The 14,443-nt window shown below is 46.0% G+C and carries 14 protein-coding genes; 12 read left to right on the top strand and 2 right to left on the bottom strand.

Annotated elements, in window-relative coordinates:
- Positions 1–203 precede the first annotated feature (203 nt).
- The 8 genes from ACE04G_RS29975 to ACE04G_RS29940 all read left to right on the top strand — a co-directional run bounded on the left by ACE04G_RS29975 (position 204) and on the right by ACE04G_RS29940 (position 6,593).
- Complete coding sequence (locus ACE04G_RS29975; protein ID WP_486095424.1) at positions 204–416, top strand: hypothetical protein; 213 nt, start codon at positions 204–206, stop codon at positions 414–416.
- A 304-nt stretch (positions 417–720) separates the two neighbouring features.
- The gene (locus ACE04G_RS29970) at positions 721–1,212 is read left to right on the top strand and encodes a phosphatidylglycerophosphatase A family protein (protein ID WP_036609851.1); all 492 of its coding nucleotides are present in this window, start codon (positions 721–723) and stop codon (positions 1,210–1,212) included.
- Positions 1,213–1,496: 284 nt separating this feature from the next.
- Complete coding sequence (locus ACE04G_RS29965; RefSeq protein WP_017689496.1) at positions 1,497–1,685, top strand: hypothetical protein; 189 nt, start codon at positions 1,497–1,499, stop codon at positions 1,683–1,685.
- A gap of 405 nt (positions 1,686–2,090) precedes the next feature.
- Positions 2,091–2,984 carry an acetyl-CoA carboxylase, carboxyltransferase subunit beta gene (gene accD, locus ACE04G_RS29960; protein WP_237176132.1) on the top strand — a complete coding sequence of 298 codons (894 nt, stop codon included), beginning with the start codon at positions 2,091–2,093 and terminating at the stop codon, positions 2,982–2,984.
- On the top strand, positions 2,985–4,016 hold the full coding sequence (locus tag ACE04G_RS29955; protein ID WP_237176131.1) for an acetyl-CoA carboxylase carboxyltransferase subunit alpha: 1,032 nt from the start codon (positions 2,985–2,987) through the stop codon (positions 4,014–4,016). It begins immediately after the preceding gene.
- A gap of 105 nt (positions 4,017–4,121) precedes the next feature.
- Positions 4,122–5,549 carry a pyruvate kinase gene (gene pyk / locus ACE04G_RS29950; protein ID WP_017689492.1) on the top strand — a complete coding sequence of 476 codons (1,428 nt, stop codon included), beginning with the start codon at positions 4,122–4,124 and terminating at the stop codon, positions 5,547–5,549.
- A gap of 131 nt (positions 5,550–5,680) precedes the next feature.
- On the top strand, positions 5,681–6,187 hold the full coding sequence (locus ACE04G_RS29945; RefSeq protein ID WP_221823528.1) for an acyl-CoA thioesterase: 507 nt from the start codon (positions 5,681–5,683) through the stop codon (positions 6,185–6,187).
- A 7-nt stretch (positions 6,188–6,194) separates the two neighbouring features.
- Positions 6,195–6,593: an FxsA family protein gene (locus tag ACE04G_RS29940; protein ID WP_076209101.1), complete on the top strand. Its 399-nt coding sequence runs from the start codon at positions 6,195–6,197 to the stop codon at positions 6,591–6,593.
- Positions 6,594–6,691: 98 nt separating this feature from the next.
- Here ACE04G_RS29940 and ytvI read toward each other — a convergent pair whose 3' ends face one another.
- Positions 6,692–7,810 carry a sporulation integral membrane protein YtvI gene (ytvI, locus tag ACE04G_RS29935; RefSeq protein WP_221823142.1) on the bottom strand — a complete coding sequence of 373 codons (1,119 nt, stop codon included), beginning with the start codon at positions 7,808–7,810 and terminating at the stop codon, positions 6,692–6,694.
- A 531-nt stretch (positions 7,811–8,341) separates the two neighbouring features.
- Between ytvI and citZ the strand changes: the two genes are divergently transcribed.
- The 4 genes from citZ (at position 8,342) to ACE04G_RS29915 (ending at position 12,412) form a co-directional block, all read left to right on the top strand.
- Positions 8,342–9,454 (top strand): citrate synthase, encoded by a 1,113-nt coding sequence (citZ, locus tag ACE04G_RS29930; protein ID WP_017689488.1) that lies wholly within the window; start codon positions 8,342–8,344, stop codon positions 9,452–9,454.
- Positions 9,455–9,601: 147 nt separating this feature from the next.
- Complete coding sequence (gene icd / locus ACE04G_RS29925; RefSeq protein WP_036609828.1) at positions 9,602–10,894, top strand: NADP-dependent isocitrate dehydrogenase; 1,293 nt, start codon at positions 9,602–9,604, stop codon at positions 10,892–10,894.
- A 15-nt stretch (positions 10,895–10,909) separates the two neighbouring features.
- On the top strand, positions 10,910–11,851 hold the full coding sequence (gene mdh, locus ACE04G_RS29920) for a malate dehydrogenase (RefSeq protein ID WP_211081069.1): 942 nt from the start codon (positions 10,910–10,912) through the stop codon (positions 11,849–11,851).
- A gap of 135 nt (positions 11,852–11,986) precedes the next feature.
- Positions 11,987–12,412, top strand: a complete 426-nt coding sequence (locus tag ACE04G_RS29915; RefSeq protein ID WP_017689485.1) for a hypothetical protein — start codon at positions 11,987–11,989, stop codon at positions 12,410–12,412.
- Positions 12,413–12,659: 247 nt separating this feature from the next.
- Here ACE04G_RS29915 and ACE04G_RS29910 read toward each other — a convergent pair whose 3' ends face one another.
- Positions 12,660–14,219 carry a histidine kinase N-terminal 7TM domain-containing diguanylate cyclase gene (locus ACE04G_RS29910; protein WP_449003951.1) on the bottom strand — a complete coding sequence of 520 codons (1,560 nt, stop codon included), beginning with the start codon at positions 14,217–14,219 and terminating at the stop codon, positions 12,660–12,662.
- Positions 14,220–14,443: the final 224 nt, after the last annotated feature.

Below are 14,443 nucleotides of genomic sequence, written 5' to 3'. Positions count from 1 at the left end.
GAGCCGAAGCGCAGCGCAGCAGCGCAGGCGGGGATGCTTCCGCTGCGCGCAGCAGCGGGAGCCGAGGCTCGGCAGCGACGCGCAGCGATGCGGCGGGTACGGGTGCAGCCACGGCGGCGGCTTCCCGGCCTGGCGGTGCCGCAGAAGCGGCAGGCAGCCAGGCGCAGAGCCGCGAACCGCGGGCCGTGGAGCAGCGGGTGTTCGTGAAGATTGCCCCGCATGCGGAGAAGCCTGAGCTTCTGGCACGTCTGAAGCAGCTGCTTCAGGAGCATCCCGGACCTGTGGCGACAGTGCTCTTCTATGAGCAGCAGCAGAAGCTGCTTGCTCTGAGTGATGCCTACCGGATTAAGCCATCACCAACCTTATTCTCCGATATGGAGAAAATGCTGGGGGAAGGCACGGTCAAAATTAAATAAGAGGCTGTCCCGTAAGTGATAGCACTTATCCATATTATGAAACCTGTTTGGCTCAATGCTGAACAGGTTTTTTTGTGATTATTTTAGCGGGGTTCCCTGACGACAGGGTTTAAACAGATGAATGACAGACTTGTTATAGGCCAGCTACAGACCAGAGCGGAATGTACAAACCTGCAACATGTCCAGGGTGCGACTGTTCTTGACCATCCGCACATTTTATGAACATTTTAACAGGTTGCTGCATACACTTGAGAACACCGAAGGACCTCGCGGTCCTCGGGGGATTGATGCGGGAGGTCGAGATATGTCATATGAAATCGTAGAAGCCATGCTGGCCCGGCGGGGTGTACGGATTGATGCAATCGCAGCAATTGTATACCGTCTGCAAAAAGGGTACCACCCCGAACTGACCTTGGACGACTGTGTAACCAGCGTGAAATCCGTTCTGCAGAAACGAGAGGTGCAATATACGCTCTATACGGGTATTGCTCTCGACGAACTTGCGGAGAAAAAACTCTTGCCCCAACCGTTACAGGCTATTATGGAAGCGGATGAATCCCTGTATGGAGTGGACGAGACTCTGGCCCTCGGCATTACTCATGTGTATGGTATGATCGGTTTAACCAGCTTTGGTTACCTGGATAAAGAAAAAATAGGTGTAATTCATGATTTGAACGAACACACAACAGCCATTCATGTCTTTTTGGATGATCTGGTCGCAGGGGTGGCCGCTGCGGCTTCTGCCCGGATTGCACACAAAAATATTAAAGCCAAAAAATACCCCTCAGACCTTTAACCTCCTGTATTTCCATGCTTGCCTGTTATGGTTAATCTAATGGCTCATATGAAGGTCTTCAAGGGCGGCTGACGCTGCCCTGATAAGCTTGTGGCTGTTTATGGAAGAGGTAGGAACAAGAAGATTTCGTCAACCATATGAGTTATTCGTGGGGGACTAATGTCCCTCATGATCCCAAATTCTCCCCAAAGGTCCCGAACCCTTTCTTGCAGAAAAAAAGTGAGGTATGTTATCATTAGTCCAATATACGGGCTCTGAACATTAGCTTAGGGGGCGGACAAGGCATGTGGACGGTGATTTACATTGCACCGACAGCAAAGGTTGCGGACAAGATCAAGACCAAGCTTTCGGAAGAAGGTTTTCTGGTACAGACCCGTCCCATCAGTTTATCCAAGCAGCAATTTGAGATTCGCGTCCCTTCTGGGGAATTGGAAGAGGTCCAGGAAGTGTTGAATTCCATTCTGCATTCCTGATATGTTCGACATCGACGTGCCTTGGCAGATGAAGAAGTACCATCGGTACATAAGGGACTAATCGCGTAAGCGGAGAGAGGAATCGACTTGCATGTATTGTATGCTGCTGTCCTTCCTTCTTTTTTTGTTAGGACAAGGACCGACCTGGTTGCTCCCGGAGACCCTACCAAGATAGATTCAAACATCGGCGCAACAATCTTTCGGTTTTTGCAGGTAACATCAATCGTGCTGACAAAAGCCGCTGATCCTTGCCCTGTACCGGCGGATTTTTTTGTTGTGAATGCTGGACAAGGCCCAGGGCAGCGTGTGGGTCGTAAGCGGTTTACCGTAGCACTCGGATGAAGCTGCCACAAGCAGCGCTCTGCAGGTTGCGGCCATCAAATCAACGGCTGGAGAGGTGTAGTTGTGTTCAAAGATATATTCCAGAAGAAACGGAAGTACGCTACCATACCTTCCGAGCGTGCACTTCCCGGTGAAGGCCAGGAAGTCCTAGAACGCCCAAAACGTGAAATACCTGAAGGGCTTATGAACAAGTGCAGCAAATGCGGCACCATTCAATATAGCAAGGAATTGGAGAAAAATCTGAAAGTATGTCCTGCCTGCGGTTACCATATGCGTCTTAACGCTATGGAGCGCATTGCTATGGTACTTGATGATCAAGGATTTGTTGAGTTTGACGCTGATATGATATCGGTTGATCCACTTGGCTTTCCTGGATATAGCAACAAATTGGAACAACAGCGTCTGAAATCGGGCCTGAAGGAAGCGGTAATTACAGGGGAAGGAACCATTGATGGCCTGCCTGTAGTTGTGGCTGTCATGAGCTTTGATTTCTTCACAGGCAGCATGGGTTCTGTTGTAGGGGAGAAAATTACCCGTGCCGTTGAGCATGCAACAGAGAAACGGTTACCATTGATTATTTTCTCTACATCGGGTGGTGCCCGGATGCAAGAGAGTATTCTCAGCCTCATGCAAATGGCCAAAACAAGCGCAGCTTTATCCCGTTTGGATGAACAGGGCGGGCTGTACATTTCGGTCATTACGGACCCAACGACAGGTGGAGTCTCGGCAAGTTTTGCGAGCCTGGGCGATATTAATATTGCCGAACCTGGCGCTGTATTTGGTTTTGCCGGCAGAATCGTTATCGAACAGACGATCCGTCAGAAGTTACCTGATGATTTCCAGACGGCTGAATTTAATATGCAACATGGTCAGTTGGACATGGTTGTGCACCGGAAAGAGCTTCGGGCCACTCTTGGCAAGCTTCTGGATATGCATAGTGAAAAAGGAGGGGTCTAAATGGCGGGTGAGTTGCCATATGAAGCGCCTCTGGTTGAGATGCGCAAAAAGATTGATGAACTCGTACAGTTTGGACAGGAAAAAGGCATCGACTTCACGGACGAGATTGCCCGCCTGGAAGAACGTTACCATAGACTTGAAGAAGAGATCTACACTGGCATAACAGCAGCTCAGAAGATGCATCTGGCCCGTCATCAGCAGCGCCCAACGGCACTGGATCTGATCCAGCTGATATTTACGGACTTCATTGAGCTGCACGGTGATCGCATGTTCGGAGACGATCTTGCGGTTGTTGGCGGACTTGCCAAGTTGAATGGAAAGACAGTAACGGTAATCGGACAACAGCGGGGGAAAGACACGAAGGATAATATCGCCCGCTTTTTCGGCAGCGCTCATCCAGAAGGTTTCCGAAAAGGACTTCGTCTGATGAAACAAGCGAACAAATTTGGCCGCCCTATTATTACGTTTATTGATACTAAAGGGGCGTATCCGGGTAATACTGCAGAAGAGAGAGGTCAATCGGAAGCGATTGCTCGCAACCTCATGGAAATGGCGAAGCTATCGGTTCCTGTTATTGTTGTGGTCATCGGCGAAGGTGGAAGCGGCGGTGCCCTCGCTATGGCTGTGGGTAATCGTGTGTTGATGCTGGAACATGCGATCTATTCTGCAATCTCTCCAAACGGCGCTGCTTCGATTCTCTGGAAGGATGCATCCAAGGCAGATCAGGCGGCTGAAGCCATGAAAATAACAGCCAAAGACCTGCTGGAGATGGAAGTCATTGAAGAGATTGTCCCTGAGCCACGCGGCGGTGCTCATCGGGATTATGAAGCGTCTGCTGCTTTCATCAGTGAAGCTTTGGTCCGTCATCTCGACGAGATGAAGGGATGGAGCGGTGAGCAGCTAAAGCAGGATCGTTATGAGAAATTCCGTAAAATTGGATCGGTCACGTTTGAACCTCAAGCCTCCATTGAAGCCCCTCAAGAGCTTGTAGAAGTCGATGTTGCGAGTAATTTGTCGGGAAATGCTGAATAATGTGACGAATTTCCTATACAAATGAGCAAAAGTATAGTAAATTTAATAGTTGGAAAAAGAAAAATAGATAAAGAGTAATACCTTTAAAATCGGAGGAAACCCAAAATGCGTAAAACGAAAATTGTATGTACCATTGGTCCATCCAGTGAATCTCTGGAGAACACCAAAAAATTGATTATGGCCGGTATGAATGTGGCCCGTCTGAACTTCTCCCACGGTGATTTCGATGAGCACGGCGGACGGATCATTGCGATTCGCCAAGCATGCGAAGAGTTGAACAAAACAGTAGCGATCCTGCTGGACACCAAAGGACCGGAAATTCGGACAGGTAAACTCGAAGTTGAACCGATCGAATTGGTTCAAGACGAGTACATCACTTTGACAACAGAAGAAATTCTGGGCACCAAAGAACGTCTTTCCATTACGTATACAGATCTTCCGAATGATGTTGAACCGGGATCTACAATTCTGATCGACGACGGTCTGATCGGACTGACTGTGGTGGAAGTGCAAGGCACCGAGATCAAATGCCGTATCGTTAACGGCGGATCGATCAAAAGCAAAAAAGGTGTTAACGTTCCGGGCGTTGCCATTTCTCTGCCGGGTATCACGGAAAAAGACGCTAACGATATCGTATTTGGTATCGAACAAGGTGTCGATTTCATCGCGGCTTCTTTTGTACGTAAAGCAAGTGACGTACTTGAAATTCGTGAATTGCTTGAAAAACACAATGCTGGACATATCCAAATCATCTCCAAAATCGAAAACCAACAAGGTGTCGATAACCTCGACGAAATCCTTGAAGTGTCTGACGGCCTGATGGTTGCTCGTGGAGACCTGGGTGTTGAGATTCCTGCGGAAGAAGTACCTTTGGTACAAAAACGCATGATCCAAAAATGTAACGTTGCAGGTAAACCGGTTATCACAGCTACACAAATGTTGGATTCCATGCAACGTAACCCGCGTCCAACACGTGCGGAAGCAAGTGACGTGGCGAATGCAATCTTCGATGGTACGGACGCAATCATGTTGTCTGGTGAGACAGCTGCGGGTAAATACCCGGTTGAATCTGTTCTGACGATGTCCCGTATTGCTGAAAAAGCAGAATCTGCTCTGCCATACCAAGAGTTGTACCTGAAACAACGTGTTGCTCAACAAACAACAGTTACAGAAGCAATCAGCCAATCGGTTGCTCTCCAAGCTCAAGATTTGAACGCAAAAGCGATCATTACTTCGACTGAATCAGGACATACTGCACGCATGATTTCCAAGTATCGTCCAGAATCTCCAATCATCGCTGTGACTACGGAAGACAGAACTTCCCGTCGTTTGGCTCTGGCTTGGGGTGTAACTCCTGTCAAAGGAAGACTGGTTGATTCCACGGATGCTTTGTTCGAAAATGCAATTGAAGGCGGCGTAAAATCCGGACTTGTTAAAGAAGGAGACCTGGTTGTGATCACAGCAGGTGTACCTTTGGGGCGTTCCGGTTCTACCAACCTGATTAAAGTAAGCCAAATTCCAAACAACGCTTAATAGCGTCTTGGATGGAGAAGCAACAGGAAAGAAGCAATGGGGCTTTATTGTCCCGTTGCTTTTTTTCCATCTTATTGACACTTTACAACGAAGTAACACGTATGAATGATAGAACGAAGGAGGCCGATAACGTGCGAGAACAGAGCAATGGTAGCTGGTATGCGGCACGTCTTCGTGTACGCTATCAAGAAAGTGACCAGATGGGCGTGGTTTACCACGCGAACTATTTGAATTGGTTTGAAATCGGTCGAACTGAGATGATTCGCCAAATGGGGTATACATATCGTAAAATGGAGGAACAGGGGTTACTGCTTCCCGTAACCGGACTGGATGTGAAGTATCACAAGCCTGCCCGATATGATGATGAGATTATCATTTTCACCCGTATTGCTGCATTTAGTGGTCTGCGACTGAATTATGAGTATGACGTAAGACGCATGTCTGAAGAACCTGATGAGCATATGGCGATTGGAGAACGGGTATGGTTAGCTGATGAATCACTTCCCGGTGAACGCCTAGTTACAGGTTCTACCCAGCATGTATGGGTGAATGGGGACTGGAAGCCAGTTCGGCTGGATAAGGCAGCCTCTGAGCTATACAGCGCGCTTGAAAAGGTGTGGCTTTTGGGAAAGGGGTAATACGTCAATGCGAAAATGGATGTGGGCTTTACTCTTAATCATTCCGGTGATTGAATTATTTGGTTTTATTCTGATGAGTGACTGGATCGGAGCCGGAAAGACATTGCTTCTCATGATTCTCACGTCCTTGATTGGTATAGCAATGTTGCAGTTTGAAGGGCGAAAAGTACTTGTGGACGCCAAATCCGAGATGGAGCGTGGCAAGGTACCTGGAAGAAAAATGGTCGATGGTCTTTTTATTTTTGTCGGTGGTTTCCTGCTCTTGATTCCAGGTTTTGTAACGGATCTGATCGGGTTTACACTAATATTTCCATTAACACGTCCGGTTTACCGTCTGTTCTTCCTGGGGTGGCTGGAGAAAAAAATGAAAAGTGGAAAAATTACGTTTTATCGTCGTCCGAAATGAAGCACCAGTTGTTATGCATAATGGAAAAGGCTCCGCTCAGCAGATAATTTCTGTTGAACGAAGCCTTTTCTATTTTTCCTGTGTCATAAGATGATGCCTCATCGGACACGTCCGTTGATGATATACGTTCTGAGGTCGCGTAATACGTTAGCCCGATTGAACGCATCGAGAATCACGAGACTGACAGGGCCAATGATCAAGCCCAGAACACCGAACAACTTCAAACCCACAAACATGCCAACCAGCGTGGCGAGTGGGTCGAGCCCAACACTGCTTGCAAGTACCTTTGGTTCAATAATCTGACGAGCGATCAGTAAGATCAGATAGATAATACTAATGCCAATACCCAGATACAGGTCCCCATTCATAAAGAGGTATGCTGCCCAAGGTACCATGACAAGGCCAACACCCAGATACGGAAGCAGATCGACCAAACCAATCATCAGAGCGATGGTGAAGGCTGAATTGACTTGCAATATAAGCAGCCCAATCATGACGAATAGTGCTGTAATCGAGATCATGATCAATTGTGCTCTTGCGTAACCGAACAGTGCCTTCTTAAGGTCAGTCCATATATCGGAGATCGGCTTGCGAATGGAAGAGGGTACCCATCCCGATACGGTGATGTTGTGCCTGGTCCAACTTTTGCTAATGAAGAATGTAGACAACAGAACAACGATTAATACCGCGCCCATGTTCGGCAGGGAAGTCAGCAGACTCAGAATCATGTTGAAAAATCCGGTGACCAGATCTGTGACGGCTGTACCCACCGTCTCAGTTGTTTTACTAATATTGCTGTTGATGGTTTCCTGGTAGTTAGGATTTTCCTTGTAAAATTCATTGATCTGCGCAGTCAAACTTTGAATGGTGTCATTCTGGGTCCAGCGCACAAACGTGTCCTTGATCTCATCAACATGAAGATCAAAGCTTGTCGTAAGTGAAATGACTTCTTTTACCATGCGGGTAATCGCCGCAGACAGTACTACCGCAATGGCTCCAAAATAAAGGATCAATGAAAGAGTCACAGCCAGCCAGCGGGGGAATCGTGCTCGATGCTGAAGCAGTTTCACTAAAGGATTCATGGCATAGGCGATAATCCAGGCAATCGCAAAAGGGTACAAAAGCGGGAACAGCAAGTATATGGCAACGGCGATCAGAACGGCCGCAATGATAACCCATAAGCCGCGGAGCAGGCGTTTCATTATTATTCTATCCAAGCATCAACTCTCCTTATTTCAATTAAGCCGACCTATGTATGATCCATAAAGCAGTATTAGAAATAGATGGCTATCTTAATTAATATAGAGCATTTACAAGGTTTTGAAACGCCGGGATGTTACCAGATCTTGTTCAAAAGCGGAGTTTTTGAACAAGATCTGCGGGGATTCTTTCTTTTGCCTAGAGTATGCCTTAGTATTACAGAATATAGCAATAGAAAGTTCTTCATACGACAGGATTGGTTAAAAAACATTAAATGTCAACCTTGTTTTTGTAAAGGCTTTCAAAAATGCTTTATCGGTCCGATAAAGAAGTTTGATGTGCGAATGAACTCTCATCGTGTTCACATAAACGACAAAATCCAGTATGATGTTATAAGTAAATACCGATTGACAGATAGGAAAACCTTAGTTTGAAATATTTGTTAATTTTAAAATGAAAATGTTTACAAAAAGAGAATAGGTGCACTTTGGCACTTATATGCACTCTGGAATGGTTCCTGATTTCGCTTATTAAAGGAGAGATGTAATATGACAGCTACCAAAGGTCTGGAAGGCATCGTTGCAACAACCTCTTCGATCAGTTCTATTGTAGACGGTGTGCTCACATACCGTGGTTACGATATCGACGATTTGGCTGAACATGCCAGCTTTGAAGAAGTTGCCTATTTGTTGTGGTTTGGTAAATTGCCAACAACGGATGAACTGAAATCCCTTCGTAAAAGCCTGAGCGATTACGCGCCGATTCCGAGCGAGTTGATTGCACAAATCCAATTGTATCCGAAAAACGTCAGCACCATGGCAGCACTTCGTTCCGCTGTCTCTGCACTTGCACTGTACGACGAGCAAGCGGATGAGATGACAACGGAAGCGAATGAGAACAAAGCGGTTAAGTTGCAAGCACAGTTGCCAACGATTGTGGCAGCCATCGCCCGTATCCGTCAGGGTAAAGAACCTGTGGCTCCAAAAGAAGGCGCTTCCATCGCAGAGAACTTTTTATATATGATGACTGGTGAAGAACCATCCGAGACCGCAGTGAAAGCATTGGATCAAGCCCTTGTCCTGCATGCGGATCACGAGTTGAACGCTTCGACATTTGCAGCCCGTGTAACGGTTGCGACGCTGTCGGACATCTATTCTGGTGTAACTTCCGCCATTGGCGCACTGAAGGGACCACTGCATGGCGGTGCTAACGAAGCCGTTATGAAAATGTTGAATGAGATTGGTACACCTGATCGACTTGAAGCGGCAATTCAGGAAAAGCTGAATAATCGTGAAAAAATCATGGGCTTTGGACATCGGGTGTACAAAAACGGTGATCCACGTGCCAAACATCTACAGAAGATGTCCAAGGAACTTGGCGAGATGAACAATGATACGCGCCTGTATGATATGTCTGTGAAGATCGAGGAACTGGTAACAGGACAAAAAGGACTGAAGCCTAACGTAGACTTCTATTCTGCTTCTGTATATACCCAACTGGAGATCGAACAGGAATTGTTCACTCCAATCTTTGCGATCAGCCGGGTGTCTGGATGGACTGCGCATATTTTGGAACAGCTTGCGGACAATCGCATCATTCGTCCACGTGCGGAGTACACTGGCCCTACAGAACAGAAATACGTTTCTATTGAACTTCGCTAATAGCCGCAAAAACAGTATAATAATATAGACGGGGTGAAGGGTTGGAAAGCAGAGGCTTTACTGGCTTAGGCTCTCAGGACCCTTCTCTCAACAAGACTAGTGGTATGATGAATACTGCATATACGAAACCTAGGAGGAATTTTAACTATGAAATTAGAAAAATTTGCTCACCCAACTGAAGGCGAAAAAATCCAAATTGATAATGGTACACTTCAAGTACCTAGTAATCCAATCATTCCATTTATCGAAGGTGACGGTACAGGCCGTGATATCTGGAAAGCTTCCAAACGTGTATTGGATGCAGCTGTTGAAAAAGCTTATGATGGCAACAAAAAAATCGCATGGTATGAAGTGTTTGCTGGACAAAAAGCATTCGATACATACGGTGAGTGGTTGCCGAATGATACACTGGAAGCCATTCGTGAGTATATCGTAGCGATCAAAGGACCATTGACTACGCCAATCGGTGGCGGTATTCGTTCCCTGAACGTAGCCCTGCGTCAAGAGCTTGACCTGTACACATGCTTGCGTCCTGTTCGTTATTTCGACGGTGTACCTTCTCCGGTTAAACGTCCTGAGCTGGTAGACATGGTCATTTTCCGTGAGAATACGGAAGATATCTATGCAGGAATCGAGTATGCTGAAGGTTCTGAAGAAGTGAAAAAAGTGATCCAGTTCCTGCAACAAGAGATGGGTGCTAACAAAATCCGTTTCCCTGAGACTTCCGGTATTGGTATCAAACCAGTTTCTTCCGAAGGTTCGAAACGTCTGGTACGTGCAGCAGTGCAGTATGCAATTGACCATAACCGTAAGACGGTTACACTGGTACACAAAGGTAATATCATGAAATTCACCGAAGGTGCCTTCAAAAACTGGGGATATGAAGTGGCTGAAGAAGAGTTCGCTGACAAAGTATTCACATGGGCACAATATGACATCATCAAAGAAAACGAAGGTACAGATGCAGCGAATGCAGCACAAAAAGCTGCTGAAGATGCTGGTAAAATCATCGTAAAAGATGCGATTGCCGATATCGCTCTGCAACAAGTATTGACTCGTCCAGGCGAATTTGATGTTATCGCAACATTGAATCTGAACGGTGACTATCTGTCCGATGCACTTGCAGCGCAAGTTGGCGGAATTGGTATCGCTCCTGGAGCGAACATCAACTACGTAACAGGACATGCTATCTTCGAAGCAACTCATGGTACTGCACCTAAATACGCGGACAAAGATGTCGTGAACCCTGGTTCCGTTATTCTGTCCGGAGTAATGTTGCTTGAGCACTTGGGATGGCAAGAAGCAGCTAACCTGATCTACAAAGGTATGGAAACATCCATTAACAATAAAACAGTAACGTATGACTTTGCACGTCTGATGGACGGCGCTACTGAAGTGAAATGTTCTGAATTCGCGGATCAAATCATTAAAAACCTGTAAGGGGAGATGTGAATCTTGACTATTCAGCGCAAAAAAATCACAGTAGTCGGCGCCGGTTTTACCGGTGCTACGACCGCATTAATGCTTGCCCAAAAAGAACTCGGGGATGTTGTGCTGGTTGATATTCCTCAACTGGAGAACCCGACGAAGGGGAAAGCACTCGATATGATGGAAGCAAGTCCTGTTCAAGGATTTGACAGTCATATCGTGGGTACTTCCAACTACGAAGATACTGCAGGTTCTGAGATTGTAATCATCACCGCTGGTATCGCCCGTAAACCGGGTATGAGCCGCGACGATCTGGTCAATACGAATGCGGGTATCGTGAAGTCCGTTTGTGAAAATGTGAAAAAATATTGCCCTGATTCCATCGTCATTATTCTAAGCAACCCGGTGGATGCGATGACTTATGCAGCTTATCAGACCCTTGGTTTTCCTAAAAACCGTGTTATCGGTCAGTCAGGTGTTCTGGATACAGCACGTTATTGTACCTTCATTGCGCAAGAGTTGAACGTATCTGTTGAAGATGTTCGTGGATTCGTTCTTGGCGGTCACGGAGACGATATGGTGCCTCTCGTTCGTTATTCGAGCGTGGGAGGCATTCCGATCGATACGCTGATTCCGGCTGACCGGATCGAATCCATCGTGCAGCGCACACGTGTAGGCGGTGGTGAGATTGTGAACCTGTTGGGTAACGGCAGTGCATATTACGCACCAGCGGCTTCACTTGTTCAGATGACCGAAGCGATTTTGAAGGACAAGAAACGTATCATTCCAGTGATCGCTTATCTTGAAGGTGAATATGGCTATAATGATCTGTTCCTCGGTGTACCAACCATTCTGGGTGGTAACGGCATTGAGAAAATATTCGAACTTGAACTGACAACGGAAGAAAAAGCAGGGTTGGATAAATCGGCTGATTCGGTTCGCAACGTCATTTCGGTAGTAAACCTGTAAGTTTGAAAACTTTTTGAACAGAAGCTAAAAGAAAACCTCCGGTAAACCCGGAGGTTTTCTTTTCTTTGGATAAGTTCCCCAGTATAATGGGATGTGATGTATAGCACACCGAAAATGTTGAGGAGGATGAAAATTTTGACAATGATTATGTATTTGCTCCATATTGTTGGAGCACTGGCGATGGGATTCTATTTGATTCTGCCATTTGTGGTCGGTAAAATCCGTACCTTGAATGCTGCAGCACAAGAGGGAGCCTTTGCATCGCTTCGTTCTTTGAACAAAGTCGCGCAGTATGGACTTGTAATCCAACTTCTCACTGGTGGTTACCTGATGACAAAAGGTGAATATTCTCATGTCTGGATGGCTGTTGTTGTTGTTCTGCTCTTGGCTATTGCGGCTATTGGAGGAATTATGGGTAAACCGCTGCGACTCGCTGCTGAAGGTGTGAAGAACAAGCGTGATGTGGGCCCTGAGCAAAGCAAAATCCGTATGTTCAGTACACTTCTGGCTGTATTCTTGCTAATCATGGTGTACCTGATGGTGAATAATCAGGTGATCTAAGTGCGTTGTGGACGATTAATCCATCCTACGAAGATGTATTGTTAGTTGTTGGTTAAGCGTTTGCAGACGTAATTAGGACAAGCCGGATGATATGTAAGATGGTGTTCCGTTGAAACAATTAAAAAATAGACAGCCTCAGTGGCTGTCTATTTTTTTATTACCGAGATCAGTGTATTTGAACTGGAACTAGAGGGATCACTACCCTTCATAACAGCATGCATATTCCATCAGACACGGTCTACATTGGTTAGGTTGTACTCACAGTATACGCACGCACTGCATTTCGACCGTTGCGCTTGGATTCGTACAAGGCAGTATCAGCGTCGCGTAACAAGGACTCCAGCGAATCTGACCCTCCATTGTACTGGGCAATACCAAAGCTTGAGGTCAGTGTAATAGGCACTCCCTTAACATCCAGGGGGTCATTCAATAAGGCAACTCTCAGTTGTTCGGCAAGTTTCTCGGCTTCCTGAAGCGAGGTATTCGGAAGAGCGATGACAAACTCTTCGCCTCCATAACGGGCAAACAACATCTCAGGGCTTAAATATCGATTACAGACAGAGACCACATGAATGATGGCCTGATCGCCAACATCATGCCCGTACGTATCGTTGATGCGTTTAAAGTAATCAATATCAAATAAAATAAATGAGACAGGTTGCGGATTAAGCTGAGCTTCACTCAAAATCTCCCGGCCTCTATACAAAAATTGAGTGCGGTTATAGATTTTGGTCAGACCATCGAAATAAGCCAGTTGTTTCAGCTGTTCTTGCAAGAAGCGTTGTTCCGTTATATCGATTAACATAATTAGACTGCCCACAGTCTGTGCGTCCTTGTTATACACGTAAGATGTCCTGACCTGATAACAGACGGTCTCTCCATTTAACTGCCAGTACAGATCAGTTTGCAATCCTTCTCTTCCGTATTCAACGGGAAACGTCTTTCCAGCAAGATTAAGCCAGATATCATCCAAGGGTTGGCCAATCATGGTTGTATTAAGCTCTGGTAACATGTCACGCAGAGATCGGTTGTAATCGACCAGTCGATTGAAACTATCGAGTACAATAACACCTTCACGCATGCTCTCGAAAATACTGTCTTTGGCGATGGGTACGATGGTCAGTAGACGTGAGGATAGAATCGCCCAGATATACATAGCAGACGTGATACACATGAGTACGGGTACGGGGTCCATCCCGCCGGGGGTCACACCAAGCAAATACAGAAAAGCTGCGACCATAGGAATAATCTGTGAAGTAATGAGAGTGAGTAATTGACGACGATACATCTTCTTGGTATGTCTCCATTGTCCGATCAGAATGAGGCAGGCACATAACAGACAGGAGAAGGTGAATGCACCGTGTACAACATACCATTGACCCACTGCGATATCCATCAGAGGAACGGGACTATCTTCTCTTAGCCAAACTTTTTTATAAAATAGATGATGAAAGTCATTGGTTGCAACCATAGCCAGTGTAATGGAAGGGATTACAAACAGCGCGGCAGTTACCTTTTTGGATAATGTTTTTCCTGTGTACTTTATCATCAACATGAGGCCAAGAGATGCGGAGAAGGGCATGCCTATATACTCTACGGTGGTCCAAAACTTCATCTGTTCCAGCGTGTTGCTGGCCAGCTCAATTGCATAACCAAAAGTGTATATGGAGAGTGCTGCTGTGTAGAGAATGAATATTTTGGAACTGGGGATCTCGGATCTTCTGAAATAGGTATATAAACACAAAAAGACATTCAGCACGGCTGAAGTAGCTACGAGTGTTATATATGTATTAATATGCGATTCCATTGTCAGGTCTCCATGTTAGGTTAGAATGATTAAACCAATAAAAATGAGAGTTAAAGCACATCAGTATACTGTACATTGTACATCAGTCCATGCAGCATAGGAATACACTTTGTATCATGAAACAGTCTAATTTCGAATAAATTTCGAATTTTGGCAAAACAGGCATTGAAACAAATAGGTTGTTTGATATCCAAAGAGAGTGGTAAATAACGATTAGAGACAGC

It is taken from the genome of Paenibacillus sp. AGC31, assembly GCF_057334655.1.
This window is presented reverse-complemented; position numbering and strand designations above follow the sequence as displayed.